18 protein-coding genes and 2 pseudogenes are annotated in these 17,307 nt (G+C 71.1%); 11 read left to right on the forward strand and 9 right to left on the reverse strand.

The genetic code is table 11. The annotated features are described in order from the left end of the window. The first annotated feature begins 52 nt into the window (after window positions 1–52). Window positions 53–2,854 carry an aminomethyl-transferring glycine dehydrogenase gene (gene gcvP, locus BKA14_RS09425; protein ID WP_184950531.1) on the forward strand — a complete coding sequence of 934 codons (2,802 nt, stop codon included), beginning with the start codon at window positions 53–55 and terminating at the stop codon, window positions 2,852–2,854. A gap of 180 nt (window positions 2,855–3,034) precedes the next feature. On the opposite strand, the gene BKA14_RS09430 is transcribed toward gcvP, so the two are convergent. Next, a complete protein-coding gene (locus BKA14_RS09430) occupies window positions 3,035–3,235 on the reverse strand; it encodes a DUF5999 family protein (RefSeq protein ID WP_184950532.1) in 201 nt (66 codons plus the stop codon). A 125-nt stretch (window positions 3,236–3,360) separates the two neighbouring features. Between BKA14_RS09430 and BKA14_RS09435 the strand changes: the two genes are divergently transcribed. The 4 genes from BKA14_RS09435 to BKA14_RS09450 all read left to right on the forward strand — a co-directional run bounded on the left by BKA14_RS09435 (window position 3,361) and on the right by BKA14_RS09450 (window position 6,517). After that, the gene (locus BKA14_RS09435; protein WP_184950533.1) at window positions 3,361–4,554 is read left to right on the forward strand and encodes a chorismate-binding protein; all 1,194 of its coding nucleotides are present in this window, start codon (window positions 3,361–3,363) and stop codon (window positions 4,552–4,554) included. 123 nt (window positions 4,555–4,677) lie between these two features. Further along, window positions 4,678–5,511, forward strand: a complete 834-nt coding sequence (locus tag BKA14_RS09440; RefSeq protein WP_184950534.1) for a hypothetical protein — start codon at window positions 4,678–4,680, stop codon at window positions 5,509–5,511. Beyond that, window positions 5,508–5,999 (forward strand): sigma-70 family RNA polymerase sigma factor, encoded by a 492-nt coding sequence (locus BKA14_RS09445; RefSeq protein ID WP_184950535.1) that lies wholly within the window; start codon window positions 5,508–5,510, stop codon window positions 5,997–5,999. Before BKA14_RS09440 ends, BKA14_RS09445 begins: the two co-directional genes overlap by 4 nt. 29 nt (window positions 6,000–6,028) lie before the next feature. After that, window positions 6,029–6,517, forward strand: coding sequence for a peptide deformylase (locus BKA14_RS09450; protein WP_184950536.1), 489 nt, complete (start codon window positions 6,029–6,031; stop codon window positions 6,515–6,517). Here BKA14_RS09450 and BKA14_RS09455 read toward each other — a convergent pair. Next, window positions 6,514–6,775 (reverse strand): annotated as a pseudogene (locus tag BKA14_RS09455) (Lrp/AsnC family transcriptional regulator). The gene BKA14_RS09450 and the pseudogene BKA14_RS09455 sit on opposite strands and share 4 nt — an antisense overlap. A gap of 42 nt (window positions 6,776–6,817) precedes the next feature. Here BKA14_RS09455 and BKA14_RS09460 point away from each other — a divergent pair. Continuing rightward, window positions 6,818–7,251 (forward strand): annotated as a pseudogene (locus BKA14_RS09460) (DMT family transporter); the annotation flags it as partial. Window positions 7,252–7,677: 426 nt separating this feature from the next. Here the strand turns inward: BKA14_RS09460 and BKA14_RS09465 are convergent. Further along, complete coding sequence (locus BKA14_RS09465; protein ID WP_184950537.1) at window positions 7,678–7,941, reverse strand: hypothetical protein; 264 nt, start codon at window positions 7,939–7,941, stop codon at window positions 7,678–7,680. Between the two features lie 321 nt (window positions 7,942–8,262). Between BKA14_RS09465 and BKA14_RS09470 the strand changes: the two genes are divergently transcribed. The 5 genes from BKA14_RS09470 (at window position 8,263) to BKA14_RS43150 (ending at window position 11,309) form a co-directional block, all read left to right on the forward strand. Beyond that, window positions 8,263–8,898: a TetR/AcrR family transcriptional regulator gene (locus BKA14_RS09470; RefSeq protein ID WP_184950538.1), complete on the forward strand. Its 636-nt coding sequence runs from the start codon at window positions 8,263–8,265 to the stop codon at window positions 8,896–8,898. A gap of 164 nt (window positions 8,899–9,062) precedes the next feature. Beyond that, a complete protein-coding gene (locus BKA14_RS09475) occupies window positions 9,063–10,172 on the forward strand; it encodes an FAD-dependent monooxygenase (protein WP_184950539.1) in 1,110 nt (369 codons plus the stop codon). After that, window positions 10,169–10,561 carry a hypothetical protein gene (locus BKA14_RS09480; protein ID WP_184950540.1) on the forward strand — a complete coding sequence of 131 codons (393 nt, stop codon included), beginning with the start codon at window positions 10,169–10,171 and terminating at the stop codon, window positions 10,559–10,561. Before BKA14_RS09475 ends, BKA14_RS09480 begins: the two co-directional genes overlap by 4 nt. Window positions 10,562–10,705: 144 nt before the next feature. Continuing rightward, window positions 10,706–11,083, forward strand: coding sequence for an aminoglycoside phosphotransferase family protein (locus BKA14_RS45510; protein WP_369076897.1), 378 nt, complete (start codon window positions 10,706–10,708; stop codon window positions 11,081–11,083). Continuing rightward, entirely contained in the window at window positions 11,025–11,309 is a 285-nt protein-coding gene (locus tag BKA14_RS43150) for an aminoglycoside phosphotransferase family protein (RefSeq protein ID WP_203721891.1), read from the forward strand. Before BKA14_RS45510 ends, BKA14_RS43150 begins: the two co-directional genes overlap by 59 nt. Here the strand turns inward: BKA14_RS43150 and BKA14_RS09490 are convergent. The 6 genes from BKA14_RS09490 to BKA14_RS09515 are packed head-to-tail and all read right to left on the reverse strand — an operon-like array spanning window position 11,231 to window position 17,077. Further along, window positions 11,231–11,875 carry a nucleoside/nucleotide kinase family protein gene (locus BKA14_RS09490; protein ID WP_239092376.1) on the reverse strand — a complete coding sequence of 215 codons (645 nt, stop codon included), beginning with the start codon at window positions 11,873–11,875 and terminating at the stop codon, window positions 11,231–11,233. The genes BKA14_RS43150 and BKA14_RS09490 overlap by 79 nt on opposite strands. Then, window positions 11,872–12,348, reverse strand: a complete 477-nt coding sequence (locus BKA14_RS09495) for an NUDIX domain-containing protein (RefSeq protein WP_184950541.1) — start codon at window positions 12,346–12,348, stop codon at window positions 11,872–11,874. Before BKA14_RS09495 ends, BKA14_RS09490 begins: the two co-directional genes overlap by 4 nt. After that, complete coding sequence (locus BKA14_RS09500; protein ID WP_184950542.1) at window positions 12,345–12,842, reverse strand: nucleoside deaminase; 498 nt, start codon at window positions 12,840–12,842, stop codon at window positions 12,345–12,347. Before BKA14_RS09500 ends, BKA14_RS09495 begins: the two co-directional genes overlap by 4 nt. A 5-nt stretch (window positions 12,843–12,847) precedes the next feature. Further along, window positions 12,848–13,963, reverse strand: coding sequence for an alanine racemase (locus BKA14_RS09505; RefSeq protein WP_184950543.1), 1,116 nt, complete (start codon window positions 13,961–13,963; stop codon window positions 12,848–12,850). Beyond that, window positions 13,950–15,431 carry an IucA/IucC family protein gene (locus BKA14_RS09510; RefSeq protein ID WP_184950544.1) on the reverse strand — a complete coding sequence of 494 codons (1,482 nt, stop codon included), beginning with the start codon at window positions 15,429–15,431 and terminating at the stop codon, window positions 13,950–13,952. Before BKA14_RS09510 ends, BKA14_RS09505 begins: the two co-directional genes overlap by 14 nt. Then, a complete protein-coding gene (locus tag BKA14_RS09515) occupies window positions 15,428–17,077 on the reverse strand; it encodes an IucA/IucC family protein (RefSeq protein WP_239092375.1) in 1,650 nt (549 codons plus the stop codon). The genes BKA14_RS09510 and BKA14_RS09515 overlap by 4 nt, the downstream gene beginning before the upstream one ends. Between the last annotated feature and the right edge of the window lie 230 nt (window positions 17,078–17,307).

A 17,307-nucleotide genomic window follows, 5' to 3' on the forward strand; every position in this document is an offset into this window, starting at 1 on the left:
CGGTGACAGAGGGGGAGGCCGCCTTGTCGACCTCTCTGTCAGGAGCCGTCTCATGACGTTCGCGAACCGGCACATCGGGCCGGACACCGACGAGCAGACTCACATGCTCAAGGCCATCGGGTACGCGTCGCTGGACGCCCTGATGGACGCCGCGATCCCCGAGGTGATCCGCTGGCATTCCTCGCTCGACCTGCCCGAGGCCGCCTCGGAGGAGGAGACGATCGCCGAGCTGCGCGCCATTGCGTCGCAGAACACGGTGACGACCTCGATGATCGGCCTGGGCTACTACGGCACGCACACCCCGGCCGTGATCAAGCGGAACGTGCTGGAGAACCCGGCCTGGTACACGGCGTACACCCCGTACCAGCCGGAGATCAGCCAGGGCCGCCTGGAGGCGCTGCTCAACTTCCAGACGATGGTGACCGACCTCACCGGGCTGACCACCGCCAACGCGTCGATGCTGGACGAGGGCACCGCGGTCGCCGAGGCCATGACGCTGGCCAAGCGCGCTTCCAAGAGCAAGTCCCGGACGTACGTGGTGGACGCCGACACGCTGCCGCAGACGCTCGCCGTCCTGCGCACCCGGGCCGAGCCGCTCGGCATCCAGCTGCAGCTGGTCGACCTGGAAGCTCCCGAGCTGCCCGATGAGTACTTCGGCCTGCACCTGCAATATCCGGGTGCCTCCGGTGCCGTACGGGATCACGCCTCGGTGATCGAGGCGGCGCACGCGCAGGGCGCTCTGGTGACGGTGGCCGCCGACCTGCTCGCGTTGACGCTGCTGCGCGCGCCGGGCGAGATCGGGGCGGACATCGCGGCCGGCACCACCCAGCGCTTCGGGGTGCCGCTCGGCTTCGGCGGTCCGCACGCCGGTTACCTGGCTGTGCGGGCCGGTCTGGAGCGGTCGCTGCCGGGCCGGCTCGTGGGCGTGTCCAAGGACGCGGACGGCGCCCCCGCGTACCGGCTCGCGCTGCAGACGCGTGAGCAGCACATCCGCCGGGAGAAGGCGACCAGCAACATCTGTACGGCTCAGGTCCTGCTCGCCGTCATGGCCAGCATGTACGCCGTCTATCACGGCCCGGCCGGCCTGCGCGACATCGCGAAGCGGGTCCACGACCACGCGCTGACCCTGGCCGGCAGCCTCACCGCGGGCGGCGTCGAGGTGGCGCACCACGCGTTCTTCGACACGGTCACCGCGGTCGTTCCGGGCCGGGCGGCCGACGTGGTGGCGGCCGCCGCGGCCGACGGCGTCGACCTGCGGTTCGTGGACGCCGACCGGGTGTCGATCGCCACCGACGAGACGACGACCGCCGCGCATGTCTCCGCGGTCCTGCGAGCTTTCGGCGTACGGGAGGCCGCGCCCGCCGAATGCGGGGCGAAGCCGCTGGCGCGCACGACGCAGTACCTGACCCACCCGGTGTTCAGTTCGCACCACTCCGAGACGAGCATGCTGCGTTACCTGCGCAAACTCTCGGACCGTGACTACGCGCTGGACCGCGGCATGATCCCGCTGGGTTCGTGCACGATGAAGCTCAACGCGACCACCGAGATGGAGCCGGTCACCTGGCCCGAGTTCGCGAACATCCACCCTTACGCCCCGGCCGGCAACACGGCGGGCTACGAGAAGCTGGTGGCGACGCTGGAGGCGTGGCTGGCCGAGATCACCGGGTACGACGCGGTGAGCGTGCAGCCCAACGCGGGTTCGCAGGGTGAACTGGCCGGTCTGCTGGCCATCCGCGGCTATCACCGGTCGCGGGGGGAGGCCCACCGCGACGTGTGCCTGATCCCGTCGAGCGCGCACGGCACGAACGCGGCCAGCGCCGTGATGGCCGGCATGCGCGTGGTCGTGGTGGCCTGCGACGAGCTGGGCAACGTGGACATGACCGATCTGCACGCGAAGATCGAGAAGCACGCGGACTCGCTCGCGGCGATCATGGTGACGTACCCGTCGACCCACGGCGTGTACGAGACGTCGATCGCCGATCTGTGCGCGGCCGTGCACGAGGCGGGCGGCCAGGTCTACGTCGACGGGGCCAACCTCAACGCGCTGGTCGGGTTCGCCCGGCCCGGCGCGTTCGGCGCCGACGTGTCGCACCTCAACCTGCACAAGACGTTCTGCATCCCGCACGGCGGCGGCGGCCCCGGCGTGGGCCCGGTCGCGGTGCGCGCGCACCTGGCCGAGTTCCTGCCGGGCGACCCCCTGGAGCCGGGCGAGCACCACGCGGTGTCGGCGGCGGCGCACGGCTCGGCCGGCATCCTGCCCATCTCGTGGGCCTACTTGCGGATGATGGGCCCGGACGGGCTGGTCGCGGCGACCGGCACGGCCGTGCTGACGGCCAACTACGTGGCGGCCCGGCTGCGTGAGCACTACCCGGTGCTCTACGCGGGCAACAACGGCCTGGTCGCGCACGAGTGCATCCTCGACCTGCGGCCGATCACCAAGGCCACCGGCGTCACGGTCGACGACGTGGCCAAGCGGCTCATCGACTACGGCTTCCACGCCCCGACGATGTCGTTCCCGGTGGCCGGCACGCTGATGGTCGAGCCCACCGAGAGCGAGGACCTGGCGGAACTGGACCGGTTCGTCGCCGCGATGATCGCCATCAAGGGCGAGATCGACCAGGTGGCGGCGGGGGTGTGGCCGGCCAGGGACAACCCGCTGGCCAACGCGCCGCACACCGCCTCGGCGGTCACGGCCGACGAGTGGGAGCACCCGTACCCGCGGTCGGTGGCCGGGTTCCCCGAGGGCGTGGACCGTACGGCGAAGTACTGGCCGCCGGTGCGCCGCATCGACGGGGCGTACGGGGATCGGAACCTGGTCTGCTCCTGCCCCGCGCCGGAGGCGTTCGAGGACTGAGCGGGCCGAGGCGCGTCCGGTTTCCGGGCGCGCCGCACCGTCCGCCGCGCGAATCGTCGTCGCTCACGCGGGCCGGGCCGGTTCGGATGGGGATCGTTCGATTACCCTGTGTAATGGGACCAAACGGGAGTGGACGCGCTCCCAACGGATCTTCAGCGGCTTTCCAGAAGCCGTTGAGGATCAGGCCGCGAGGGCGTGGCGGGCGGGTCCCCGGTGTGGCTCGATCATGGTGCCGTCGGGCAGGATCTCGCCGGTGTCCTCGAAGACGATGACGCCGTTGCAGAGCAGGCTCCAGCCTTGCTCTCGGCACGTCGAAACGGTGCGGGCCGCCTCACGGTCGACGGCGTCTGCGCTGGGACAGGGGGTCTGGTGCTGGCACATTGTGTGTTGCTCCGGTCGGGGGGTTGTGTGATGACTCACAACGACGGTGACGGACGTTACCTCAAATCGAACGAGAACGGCTCGAGCGGGTGACGGTGTCTCCATTGACAGAATCCTCGCTTCCGATGGTCCACGGAAGCCGGTCGATCGGCCACTATCCGACACCGCCTTCCGTCTTGCCTCCGGGCCGTCCGGCGTCCTGCCAGGGCCGTCACGTTGCGTCAACTTCGTTCCAGTGGTTCAGGAATGACGGCGGCGACCCCGCAGAGCTTGTCTCCGACTACCTCGCCGGCAACGGACTGCGCGTGCGAAACATTGGCCGAACGGATGAGCAGGTCTGCCCGACCGGCGCTGGCTCGATCTGCGGGGCCGCACTGTATGTGTCGGCCGATGCCGGATCCGTAATGTCCGGAGGAGCGCCCGGCGCCCGGACACCGGTGCCCGGCATTCCCGACGTGTACGCGGTCGTCTACGAACACGGGGCTTCGGGGGATCTCGCGGCGGGCGACTTCGCGCTGGGGGAGTGGACCCCGTCCTGGACGCCGGCCGAGCACGCCGCCGCCGTGTCGTCGGTCCGCGAAGCCATCGGGCGCGGCGACGTCTATCAGGTCAACGTCGTCGGCCACACCAGCGCCCCGTACACGGGTTCGCCGCTGGCGGCCCTGCACCGGGTGGCCGCGCTGCCCGGCGCCCGCTACGGCGGCGTGCTCACCGGCCCCGGCTGGGCGCTGGCCACGGCCTCGCCCGAGACGCTGGTCGAGGTGCGCGGAGGCCGGGTGATCACGCGGCCGATCAAGGGCACCCGCCCGGCCACCGCCGAGGGCCGCCGCGAGCTGCTGGCCTCCGTCAAGGAACGGTCCGAGCACGTGATGATCGTCGACCTGTCCCGCAACGACCTGTCCCGCCTGCCCGGCGTGGGCCCGGTGACTGTCGACGAGCTTTTCGCCGTACGGCGGTGGTCGCACCTGTGGCAGGCCGAGTCGGTCGTCTCGGCCCCCGTGACGGGCCCGCTCGGCCTGCCCGACCTGCTGCGCGCCCTGGTGCCCGGCGGCTCGGTCACCGGCGCCCCCAAGCGGGCCGCGCTGGCCGAGATCGCCCGTCTGGAACCGGTCGGCCGCGGGGTGAGCATGGCCGCGGTCGGCTGGGTCGGCCCCGGCCACGTCGACCTGGGCCTGACCATCCGCACGGTCGCCGCCGACGGTGAGCGCCTGCACGCCTGGGCCGGTGGCGGCATCGTCTGGGACAGCGACCCCGGGGCCGAGGTGGCCGAGGCCGCCGCCAAGCTGGCCCCGATCAAGGCGGCCCTGGCCGGGCGCTGAGTGGTCGAATCCGGGCGGACCGGGCACTATAGGTCACGCTTTGGCGTCGGGGGTTGTCGGTGGTCACGCAACGGGCGGGCCGACTCGTCTTTGCAGCAGATGGGTGCGGAAAGGGTTTCGTCTGTGACCGAGGACCTCCGGGCGTTGATGCGGGCCGAGCTGAACAGTGAGCGGCCGCCGCCGCTGGGTGACGTGGTGGGTGCGGCTGTGCGCGACGGGCGGCGGATCCGGCGGCGCCGGCGACGGCTGGGCACGGTCGGCGCGGGCGTGGCCGGGCTGGTGGCCGTCGTGCTGTTCGGGGGGATCGCCGCGCATTCCGAGCCGCGCCGGCCGGTGCTGGCCGAGCCGGCACTGCCCGCAGCGGCCCCCTCGCCGAGCGTGTCCGCGCCGGCGCGGGCGGCGCAGAAGTCTCCCGGATCTGTGCCAGTCACCCCAACGCCCCCCGCGACGATGGCCCCGGAGCGTAGTTTGGCGGTCCACAGCGGCATCGAACGCGCCGCCGGACCGCGGAAGAAAGCGACAACGGGGGCCATGCTTCACCTTTTGACCGAACTACTGCCGCCCGGACGGACGAGCCACGCCGCCGTGGCGGCCGACGAAGATCTGCACGTGCAGATCTACCTCGATCGCGGCGACGGGCCGGGCATGCTCCGGATGACCATGGGTCAGCTGCCGGCCGGCGGCCCCCGCGGCGGCACCGCGACCGTCTCGATCATTCCGGTCCCCGACAACTGCGCGCAGAGCTACGTGGCGGTCTCCCGGTGGCCCGACGGCACGTCGGTGCAGCTCGACGTCGCCTCCTGCCTGGCCGGCGACACACCGGCCGGCCCCGAGGCGCTCACCCCCGACGAGGCCGTCGCGGTCGTGGCCGACCCCCGCTGGGGCCTGGACATGGACGCCGACCTGGTCGACCGGGGCAACGAGCGGTTCGGCAAGGTGCCGGTGTTCGCCTCATGACCGACGAAGAACAATTCGTCGAGTTCGCCAACGCGCACGCCGAGCGGTTGCGGACCACCGCGTTCATGCTGTGCCGCGACTGGCACCTCGCGCAGGACCTCACCCAGAACGCGCTGACGAAGCTGTTCCTGTCGTGGCGGCGGGCCGCGCAGAGCGACAACCTGATGGCGTACGCGCAGAAGATCCTGCTCCGGGTCTTCCTCGACCACCGCCGGCGCCGCTCGTCGTCGGAGTCGGCCAGCGACGTGCTGCTCGAACCGGCGTACCGGGAAAGTCACGAACTGCGGCTGACGATGCTGGACGCGCTGGGATGCCTGCCCGAACGGGACCGGGCCATCGTGATCCTGCGCTACTTCGAGGACTACAGCGTGGACCGGGTCGCCGACGTGCTCGAACTGCCGGTCAGCGTGGTCAAGAGCCAGACCCGCCGGTCGCTGGCGAAACTGCGGGAACTGCTCGCGGAGGAACAACTGGCCCTGTTCGGCTGACCGGGTAACGAGCCGATAGCCTTTCGACCATGACAGTCCGGCCCATCAGGATCATCGGTGACGCGGTGCTGCGCACCGAGTGCGACCCGGTAACGACCTTCGACGCGGAGTTGCGCGCGCTCATCGACGACCTGGAGGACACCGTCCGCGAACCCGGCCGCGCCGGGGTCGCCGCGCCGCAGATCGGCGTCAGCGCCCGCGTCTTCTCCTACAACGTCGACGACGTGGTCGGCCACATGGTCAACCCGGTGCTGTCGGCGTTCGACGGCGAGCAGGACGACGACGAGGGCTGCCTGTCCATCCCCGGCCTGTACTTCCCGACCAAGCGCGCGCTGACCGTCACCGCCACCGGCTTCGACCGCCACGGCGAGCCGCTGGTCATCCACGGCACCGGTTTCCTGGCCCGCGCCCTGCAGCACGAGACCGACCACCTCAACGGCACGCTCTACATCGACACCCTCACCGGCGACGTGCGCCGCCAGGCCCTGCGCGAGGTGCGCCGCCTCCCGCGCGCCTAGATCCCCGGGGAGCGGGGCGGCGCGGGAGTGGCGACCACGAAGGAGCTGGTGGTCTGGCCGTGCGTCAGGCGGATCCGCACCCAAGCCGCCACGGGCAGCCCTCGAAGCGGCCGGGTCGATGTCCACGCGATACCCGCGGATCACACCGCTGCGCTCCAGCCGCGCCAACCTTTCCCGTACGGCCGGGGGTGACATCCCGGTCCGACGCGCCAGCTCGGCAATGCTCGCCCGCGGATCGTCCTGCAGCGTGGCCGGCAACCGTCGATTCGTGTCGTCGAACTCCGCCCGGGTTGCCGAACCCGCATCGCCACCGCGGCCGTCGTGCTCGTCGCGTGGCGCCGCACCTGGCACGTGCCCGTCACCCGGACCCTGCTCGGCTGGGCGGCGCTGCCGGCCGCCAGGAACAGCGTCTTCGACCTGGCCGTCGACCAGTTGACGCTGGGCACGGTGGCCGCGATCGAGTTCCTGCCCGTCGTCGTGCTGGCCGCCTGCGCCGCCCGCACCCGGCGCACCCTGGCCGCCCTGATCGTGGCGGCAGGCGGGGTGTATCTGCTGACCGACGTCCGCTTGGTCGCCTCGCCGTGGCCGACGCGATTCTGTTCGCCCTCTCCATCGTCCTGAACCACCGCATGGCCGCCGCCGCCGGCATCGACGCGCAGGCCCTGGCCATGCTCATCGCCGCCGGGCCGGCCCTGCCGTTCGGGGTGGGGGTGTGTTCATCGGTCATTCCGTACGGTCGTGGGCGGCGGCGAAGCCGGGCACCACCGTTGCCATCAACCTACGCCCGGCGGCCCGTGCGCGACGCGGCGAACCAGCTCCCGCGCCTACATCACCCCGACGACCCGCCCGTACTGCGGCACATGCGAATTCGACTGCCACACCCCGCGGCTACGGCGGTCAGACAGGCGCCGCTACACCCCGCCTTTATGACACAGAATCCCGTGCCACCCTGGCATCTACGTCCGGCTCGGCGAGGAGACCTCCGCCCGCATCACCGCCGAGAACGACGAGCACCACCGGCGGCACCGACGCTGACCACGCGGCCCACGTACCGGGATCGGGGAAAACGGCGATCGGCCTACGGCAAACCGCCCGCTTCGAGGAAGTCGCCCCAGGTGACGCCCTAGATCAACTACTTACCGTTGTTTCTGGTCTGAAAGCTACGGGCGGCCCCTGATGGTGTCGCTGCTGCCCATGGTGACCGGCTCATGCTGGCCCAGTGGCCGTCCCTGGCCGAGGTGGCCCTGGTCGTGGCGGGCATCGCCGTCGCCGTCGCCGATGGCGATCGGTTCGGCCGAACCGGGCAGCCACGCCCGCGCGCCCAGCTGCTCGACCGCTACACGAACGTGCTCGGCGCCGATCGAACAGACGCCGAGTCGGCCGCGGCCTCCGGGGTCTGTCGAGCCGGCCCACGAAGCGAACAAGCTAGCATCCTAGGATGCTCTAGACGCAACTACCAGAGTCACAGCGGAGGACCGACCCTTCGGGCCGCTCCCGTTCTCCGCCGAGAGAACACCCCTGACGTCTGCACCGCTTCAGGCCGGCAAGGTGCGCGGACCGAGGCCGTTGCCGGTCGGCCGGGCGGGATGCGGGCGAGTCCGTGGCGGCGGGCCCGGTCCCGGATCGTCGCGCGGCGAAAATGTGCCCGGCCCCTCAAGGCGACTGCTTCGCGATGGTGACGCCTCTCGCTAATTTTGGTTAGCACAAAAGTTTGGAGCAGCCAAAATTCCTGCTACCTTCGGAGCATGCGGCGAGAACAGGGTTTGCGGGACCGCAAGAAGGCGCAGACACGGGAGCGGATCGCTGACGTGGCTGCCGGCCTGTTTGCCGAGCGTGACTACGACGCGGTGTCCGTCATGGATGTGGCGCGCGCGGCGAACGTGTCGGATCAGACCGTGTACAACTATTTCCCCGCCAAGCAGGACCTCGTGCTCGACCGGGTCGATGAGTTCCTCGAGCTGTATCGGCACGCCGTGCTCGAACGGGCCGAAGGGGTGAGTCCCGCAGCTGCCCTGCGCCCGCTCGTCGAGGCTGACATCGACCGCTACCGTCACGCCGACCCGCGGCTGGCGCGCGGCGAGTTCCCAGCACAATGCGTCGAGAGCCCTGTATTGCGGCGTTTCGCCCTGGAATTTCGGGAGCGGCAGGTCGACACGGTGGCGGCATCGATCCTCAGTACCTGCCCAGCCCTGGAACCTATAGTCGCCCGGGCCCACGCGGCCGCACTCATCAGTGTCGTCCAGACAATCACCGACCAGATCGGCGCCAGCCTTCTGAACTCAGGTCCCACGGACGCCCTGGCAGCCGACATGACACAGGCCGCGGCTACGGCGTTCGATGATCTCGACCGGACCTTCCGCACCATGACGAACGGCTCCTGACGAGCCCTTCCCCAGAAACGTCCCCAGTCCTCATCGCATCTCCTCCGCCGGCATCGCCGGACTTGCCGGGCCGGACGGAAGTTCGGCCTGACTCGCAGCGGATCTGGGTGCGTCGTCGAGCTGAGCCCAGGCCACTTTCCCCTTACTCGAGCAAGGGAACCATCGTGAGCAAGAACGTCCTCGTTTCAGGAGCCGGCTTCGCCGGCCTCACCACCGCTTACTGGCTGAACAGAAACGGATACCGGGTCACCCTGGTGGAAGTCGCCGAAGGGCTGAAGAAGGGCGGCACGCCGGTCGACATCGTCGGCAAGACGGTCGACATCGTGAAGCGTATGAACCTCTTCGACGAGGTGCGGGCGCACGCCTTGCCGCCCCGGTCAACGGTGTTCAAGCGGGTCGACGACACCGTCGAGGCGCGTATGGAGGCGGACCCCCTCGATGACGACGGCGATCAGGGCCGGTACGAGGTCCCCCGCGACGACCTGCTCCGGATTCTCTTCGACACCATCAAGGACGACGTCGAAGTGATCTTCGGTGATTCCATCACCACGCTCACCGATGTGCCCGGCGGTGTGCGGGCAACGTTTCGTGTCGGTCCGGACCGAGACTTCGCCATGGTGTTCGGATGCGACGGCAACCACTCTCTCGTCCGGAAGCTCCGCTTCGGATCCGAGTCTGAGTTCAGCCACTTCCTCGGCGCCTACTTCGCGATCTCGATCGTGGACAAGGGCGTCATCGAGCCAAACACCACCGAGATCAATTCCGTCCCCGGCAGGACGGTCATGCTGAACTCGTACGAGAACAAGACGGACATCTGCTTCCTCTTCCGCTCCGAGACCGAGATCTCCTACCACTACAGAAACCAGGACGAGCAGCGGCAGATCCTCATCGATCGCTTCAAAGACCACGGATGGCGGTCGGCGGCCCTGCTCGAAGATCTGGCGTCGGCGGACAATTTCTACTTCGACAAGCTGTGCCAGGTCAGAATGCCCCGATGGTCGGACGGGCGGACCGCTTTGGTCGGCGACGCCGCCTACTGCGCCTCTCCTGCGGCCGGCATGGGTGGGTCCCTCGCCATCATCGGCGCCACAGCACTGGGCGACGCACTCGAACAGCACGGGACGGACATCGACGCTGCCTTCAAGGAGTACGACCGAAGTCTGCGTCCGTTCGTTGAGGACGTTCAGGCGGACGTTGTCAGCTTCGGGCTGGCAACTTTCTTCCCGGCCACCGAGGACGAGATTCAGAAACGTAACGAATTTCTTCTGCGATGAGCCGTGCTGAGGCGCGGATATTCCGGCCGCGGCCGTCCAGCGGAAAGCGCTACCGCGCCTCGGGCCGGCCCGATCCTGGGCAGGACAAGGAAACGATGAACGACGGGAGATCTCCGATAATGGCAATCGGGGCCCAGGACAATCACGGTGATGGCTGCTGCCAGGTCCACGTCCGGCTGTACTTGCGGGCACCCTTTCTGGCGGACGAGGCCCGCCGCATCAACGGCGGCCAGTACGAAGGTCATTACACCTTCGACATCACCACTCCGGGAGTGCCCCTCTCTTTGCAGCAGGCACTTCAGGAGTGGGTCGTCGACGAATCGACCCCCGACGAAGACATCGCCGAGTTCATCGGCTGGACCGTCGAGCGCGTCCGCGAACACCGTTGAAGCGCCCCTGGCCGCGCCGACACGGATAGATCGCCAGTAGCGCTGCGCGAAGTGTGATCCGGGGACAAGCTGCGTTTCTGGGTGCCGACCGGTTAGCGTGCCGCGATGGACGATCTCATCGCCGTGCCGCGCAGTTTTCTGGACATGCCGCGATGGTGGGGCGGCGGGTCGGAGTGGCTGGCGGGGCTGCCCCGGCTTGTTCAGCACTACGGCCGGCGGTGGGGCCTGGCCGTGGACGGTGCCGTGATGCACGGCTCCAACGCCCTGGTCGTGCCGGTCGTGCGGGCCGGGGAGCCGTTCGTGCTGCGGTTGACGCCGCCGGGGGCGGATGTGGGGGAGCAGGTGGCGGCGTTGCGGTTCTGGGACGGGCGGGGCACGGTGCGGCTGGTCGGCGCGAGCCGGGGGCCGGCTGGCGCGGGCCGAGCCGGGGCTGGCGGTCGACGCGGACCTGCATTCGGGTCAGGTGCTGCGGGGTGGGCGGGAGCCGTGGCTGGCCGTCGACCCGGTGCTGATGCGCGGTGACCCGGCGTACGACCTGGCCCGGGTTTTGTGGACGCGGGTCGACGAGATGGGCGACGACGACATCCTGCGGCATTTCGGGGCGGTGGTGCAGGCGGCCGGCGTCGGGCGTGACCACGGCCGGGACTGGGTGGTGTACCGCACGGTCGACTACTGGTTGTGGGGGCTGTCGGCCGGGTTGACGGAGGATCCCGTGCGGTGCGGGCGGCTGCTCGCGCCGTTCCTGTAGGTCCAGGCCGGGTGCCGGGGGTCGTCGTTGTGCACGACGATGTGGGCGCGCTCGGTGGGGGCGTCGCGGGTGAAGTACAGCCGTTGGGCCGGGAGGTAGCGTTCGCGCCAGCGCCGTTCGACGTCGGCCCGGGTGGAGGTGGGGCTCTCCCGTACGACGGCCCGTTCCACAGTCCGGTCGAGGCCGACCGATACGAAGATGCTCAGGTCCCACCGGTCGACCAGTTCGGGGCGCAGGAGGAAGACCCCGTCGACGATGAGGACGCCGTCGCCCGGCCGCAGCGGGTCGAGCACCTCCCGGGACAGCCGGCGGTGGTCGTGGGTGTCGAAGTAGCAGCTCTCCGCGGTGAACTCACCGCGCGCGTAGCGCCGGGCCGGCGGGTGCAGGTAGTCGTCGATCGTCGCGCGGACGACGGGGTGGCCCCGGCCGCGCAGCAGGGCGGCCAGTTCGTCGGCGAGGGTGGTCTTCCCCGCGGCCGGGGGCCCGTCGACGGCGACGCGGGCCGGGTGGGTGAGGGATTGCACGGCGTGGACGAGGTGGGTGAGCAGCGCGTCGCGGGTGGTCATCGGTGCAGTCCGATCGGTTCGGGGGGCGGGCCGTCGGTGCGCAGGGCGGCCGTTCGGCTGGGCAGGTCGTGGGGGCCGAAGAGGTCGGGTCCGGCGTACGTGCGGAGGTCGTCCGGGGGCCACCAGCGGGCGCCGTACGTGTTCTCGGCGGCCAGTTGCTCGTCGGTGAGGCTGCCGCGGGGGTCGAAGGCGGGGGTGCGTACGAGGTAGTAGTCGTTGACGGCCACGTCGTAGCCGGGCAGGTAGGGCGGGGCGGGCACTTCGCGGTGCCAGACGTGCGGCGGGGTGCCGTGCAGGGTGAGGCCGACTTCCTCGGCGAGTTCGCGGCGCAGGGCCGCCAGTGGGGTCTCGCCGGGTTCGATCCGGCCGCCGGGTGGGGCCCAGACGGTGGTGTCGTGCAGCCGGTGGCGTACGAGAAGGAGGCGGTCGGTCTCGTCGAGGATGAGCGCGCGGACGGCGTGGCGGACGTTCACGCGGCCGCCATGGTGCGGGCCCAGCGGCGGAAGCTGTTGTCGGGGCCGGCGTCGGCGTAGCGGCGGAACTGGTCGCGGGTTTCGTCGCGGCGCAGGCCGCCGGTGATGGCGGGTGGGCGGTACCAGGGCAGGGCGGGGTCGACGGGCCGGCCGGTGACCGCGGCGGTGCCGCCGTCGGCGGGGCTTTCCAGGCCGTAGTAGACGTCGGCGACGACCAGGGCCATGGCGGCGCCCATGCACATCAGGCACGGTTCGAGGTTGACGGCCAGACGCAGCGGGCCGGGGCGTTTCCGCCAGCCCAGCGCCTCGTCGGCGGCGGTCATGGCCAGCAGGTCGGCGTGCACGAGGCGGCGGCCCAGGCCGGTGTCGCGGGTGTGGGCCCGGGCGATGATCTCGCCGTTCAGTTCGACCACGGCGCCGATCGGCATCTCGCCGTGGGCCAGGCCGTCCTCGGCCACGTCGAGCGCGGCCCGGATCAATTCGTCGGGGGTCATGCCGCTCAGAGAATCACGAATTCCGGTGGCGGGTGGCGCAGGAAGTCGTGGTGGGAGATGTCCCAGCCGTAGGCGCCCGTACGCCCGAAGACGAGCAGGTCGCCGGCGCGCACGCGGGTGACGTGCCGGCCGCGGCTGAGGACGTCGCGCGGGGTGCACAGTTCCCCGACGGCGTCGATCTCGCCGTCGGTGTGGACCGGCCGGGCGTACGGGTGGGGCCAGTCGTCGACGTCGATGACGGTGAACGGGTGGGAGTAGCCCCAGGCGGCGGGCAGGCGGAAGTGGTGGGTGCCGCCGCGCAGGACGGCGAAGGTGCGGCCGTGGGTGGTTTTCACGTCGATCACTTCGGTGGCGTACCAGCCGGCGTCGGCGGCCAGCAGCCGTCCGGGCTCGAAGACCAGGTCGACACCGGGCGGCACGTCGATGCCGCGCAGCGGGGTCAGGTCGATGTGGGTGTCGCTGAGGTAGTCGACGCCGAAGCCGCCGCCCACGTTGACCACGCGTGGGTGGATGCCGGTGGCCAGGGCCCAGTCGAGCGCGGACCGGACGAACGCGGCGTGGGCGTGGCCGTCGAGGTTGTTCGACACGGCGTGCAGGTGGAACCCGATGATCTGGACGCCGGGGACCGCGAGGGCTTGACCCAGCTGCGTTTCGTCGACGCCGAACGGGGTGGGGGTGCCGGTCATGGTGTGGCTGCCGGTCAGTGCGGGGCCGGCCCGGTTGACGCGCAGCACGACTTCGGCGCCGGGGCGCAGGGCGGCGATGCGGTGCAGTTCGTGGATGCTTTCCGCGTTGATCTGGGCGCCCGCGTCGAGGGCGGCCGTGAGCTCGGCGTCGGTCTTGGCCGGGCCGCCGAACACGATGCGCCGGGCGCCGGCCTGGCGGGCCCGGTCGAGTTCGCCGCCGGAGGCGACTTCGAGGCCGTCGCACTCGGCGGCCAGGGTGGTGAGCACCGACGGGTGACCGTTGGCTTTCACCGCGTACAGCAGGGAAGCCTTGGCCGGCAGGTGCCGGCGGACCGTCGTGGCCCGGCTGCGCAGCGCGGCGGTGTCGTAGACGTAGGCGCAGACCGGGCGCTCGAGCGTGCGCAGGGCCTGGACGACGTGGTCAGGCGGGTGCATGCAGCGGATTGTGCACGGGCACGTAGAGGTCGCCGTGGCCGGCCAGCCGCATCCGGACGAGGGCTTTGTGCGGCACCTGAGGGGCGGTGAAGGCGGCGTGGTCCTCGCCGGTGACGTGCTCGTCGACGATGCGGCGGATGATGCGCCACGCGTCGGCCTCGTCCATGGGCAGGCGCAGCACGAGTTCGCCCAGGTGGGCCTGGAACAACGTGTATCCGATCTTGGCGCGGAACACGTCGAGGTCGTCGGTGCCGACCACCGAGCCCGGCCACAGGTCGACGGTGTGCCCGGCCGCGGCCAGGCGGGGCCGGTGCAGGCGTAGCCCGGCGAAGTCGCGCAGGGCCAGCCGGTGGGGGCGGCCGCCGACGAAGGTGGGCAGGCAGTTCTGCAGGTGGGCCTCGAGCGCGACGCCCTGGGCGGTGAGCCTCATCAGTGGGGGGACGACCAGTTCCCCGTACGCCCGGAGCCAGTCGGCGGGATCCCCGGTGACCAGTTCGCCGAGCAGCAGGGGCAGCGCGCCGCCGGGGATCGCGCGTTCGCCGGGCTGCAGGCGGGGGCCGAGCCCGTCGCGGCGGATGGCCGACAGGTCACGGCCGGAACCGGCGGGGACGGCGGCGCCCGCGGTCTCGGCCATGAGCAGCAGCCGGTCGTCGTCGACGAGGTCGTGCAGCAGTTTCGACACGGCGGGCCCGTTGCGGGTGCTGGCGACGCTGATGCTGCGCCGGGTCGAGGTGACCTGGATGTCCAGTGACACCTTCAGGTAGTCTCCGGTGCCGGGCAGCAGCAGGGTGCGCAGCGCCGCGGTGGGCACGGCCTCCCGTTCGTCGTCCAGGACGACCAGGGCTTTCGTGCGCAGCAGGTCGGCGTAGCGGACGGGCAGGACGTTGTCGCGTTGCCACGCGTGCACGGGCTGCACCGCGTACCCGGACGGTTTGCCGATCTCGGGGTAGACGTCGTCGCCGATGTGCAGGTCGGCCCGCACGGCCACGAAACCGATCCGGGTGCGGCCGGCTTCCAGGTCGTGGGCCAGCACGTCACCGGTGTCCCAGCCCAGCCGGGTGCGGCCGCACGGGTGCAGGTTGTGCCCGGCCACGGCCAGGCGTTCCAGCGCGATGATCTGCTCGTCGGGGTGGTCGCCGGGCACGGGGTGGGGGCGGGCCAGGGCGATCGCGAGGTTCATGACGGCGTTGCGGATCTCGGCGGCGAAGCCGGGGGCGTCCAGGCCGTCGAGCATGTCGAGGGGGTCGTCGACACCGGCGGTGGCGTATTCGACGCGCCCGAAGCCGTGCCGGGTCCCGGGCCCCATGTCTTTGAGGCCTTCCCGTACGAGGGCGCCGCGCAGCCGCCGCCCCACCGTGTCGGCCGCCTCGGGCAGCGCGGCCAGGAAACCGGGGACCAGGTCGGGGGCGTGCACGGCCAGGGCGGCCTCGGTGTGCGCGATCCGTTCCGGGCGCAAGGTCTTGTTCATGCGTGTCCCGTCATCGGGTTGTCGATCAGGGCCCACTGGTCGTGGAGCGGGTCGGTGGCGAGCCGCATCGCGGTGGTGGCCTTGACGGGCAGGGGTTCCTTGAGCAGGGAGGGGACGTCCTCGGTGCCGGTGGCGCGCACGGCGCGGGCCACGATCGCCCACAGCCGGTCGGGGTCGGCGCCGCGGGTGCGGGTGAGCGTGGCGACCACTTCGGCGGCGACGGTGCCGAACGCGGCGGCGGCCAGTTTGGTGCGCAGCTCGCCCGGGTCGTCGCTGGTCAGGTCACCGCGCAGGGGCGGGGGTTCGACGCAGGCGTTGCGCAGCCGGCGGGGGCTGACCCGCACACCGCCGAGGTCGCGGTAGAGGATGCGGCGGGGGCGGCCGTCGCGCAGCACGACCAGGGTGTTCTGGCCGTGTGCCTCCAGGGCCACGCCGCGGGCCAGCACGCAGGTGACGGGGGCGAAGAACACGTCGGCGAGGGCGGTCATCCACTCGTACGGGTCGTCGACGTCGACGGTGCCGATGGCGGCGAGGGGTACGGCGAGCTCACCCGGGTGCAGCTGGGGGGCTTCGCGGATGACGTGGGCCAGGTGACGCTGGGGGTGCCCGTCGACGATGACGGCGCCCGCGGCGATCTCGGCCAGGATGTCGATGGGCTGATCGGCGACGAGGCGGCGCAGCAGCGCGGACAGGACCGGGCCGTTGTGGACGGCGGCCGGGGAGACGGTGCGTACGGCGCTGGTCATCTGCACGTCGACGGCGGTTTTGATGTGCGGGCCGCCGTTGACGGGCGCGACGGTGCGCAGCGACATCAGGGGACGTACGGGTTCGGTCTGCCCGTCGGGCCGCAGCCACGGATGCCGGTCGAGCAGGCGGCGGGCCTGCCACGGGTGGGCGTAGAGGATCGGGGCGGCGGAGCCGTACCAGCGGCCGTCGGGCACGCGGAGCCGTTGGAGGCGGATGACGGGGGAGTGTTCCGGCCCGTACGCGAGGACGTCGGCCACGGTCATGCCGCCGCGGGTGCGGCAGCACGGGTGCAGCGGATGGCCGTCGGTGACGAGCTGCTCGATGCGGCCCAGGGCGTCCGGGTCGCCCGGTTCGGGCCGGCCGGTGGTGGGGCGGTCGGCGCGGGCCAGGGCCAGGTTGGCGACGCTGTTGTCGATCTCGGCCGCAAGGGGGACGTCGCCCCACAGCAGGCGGACGAGCTCGGCGGGGTCGGTGATCGAGGCCGGTCCGGCGGTGACGCTCAGGCCGTCTCCGGGTCGCGCGAAGGGGAGCGCGGCGTCGGTGGGGTAACGAAGTGTCACCGGCGCGGGGTCCTGCGGCCGGCTGACGGTTTCACTCGTGACAGTGACGGCCGGTCGGCCGGTTGCCGGGTCCTCGTCGCGGTACTCCCCGGCTGGGTCCGCGTCGTCCGAGCGGGCCTGTTGCCGGCCCGCGGCGAACGTGGCCGAGCCCGGTTGCCGGGAGAGCAGCCCGGGGAGGCGTTCCCTGGCCACGGCGCCCAGCAGTCGGGACAGGACAGCGGCCCGTGCCCCGGGCAGCTCGGCGTCGAAACCCGCGACCAGATCGGGACGCAGGGACGCCAGTTCGGCCCGCGTCCGAAGGGGACCGGCGGTGTGGGCGGTTCCGGGAGATCGCGGCACGAACCTCATTCTCCGCACAGCCCCCACAAGATCCACGCGGGGCGGTCCAGGGTGAGCGAGAACGCAGTAACCAAACCACCATCCTAGGATGCATTACAGAATATGCGCCCAGGAACAGGCGCACCGAACCCCAAACCAAAAGGAATCAACGGCATCCCCGAAAAAACTTGGCCGGCCCAGGCGCCGGGAGGGTCCTGCCTGCGGGCCGATGGGCGCGCGAGGGTCTGCGC

The organism is Paractinoplanes abujensis, from assembly GCF_014204895.1.
Taxonomy (GTDB): Bacteria; Actinomycetota; Actinomycetes; order Mycobacteriales; family Micromonosporaceae; genus Actinoplanes; species Actinoplanes abujensis.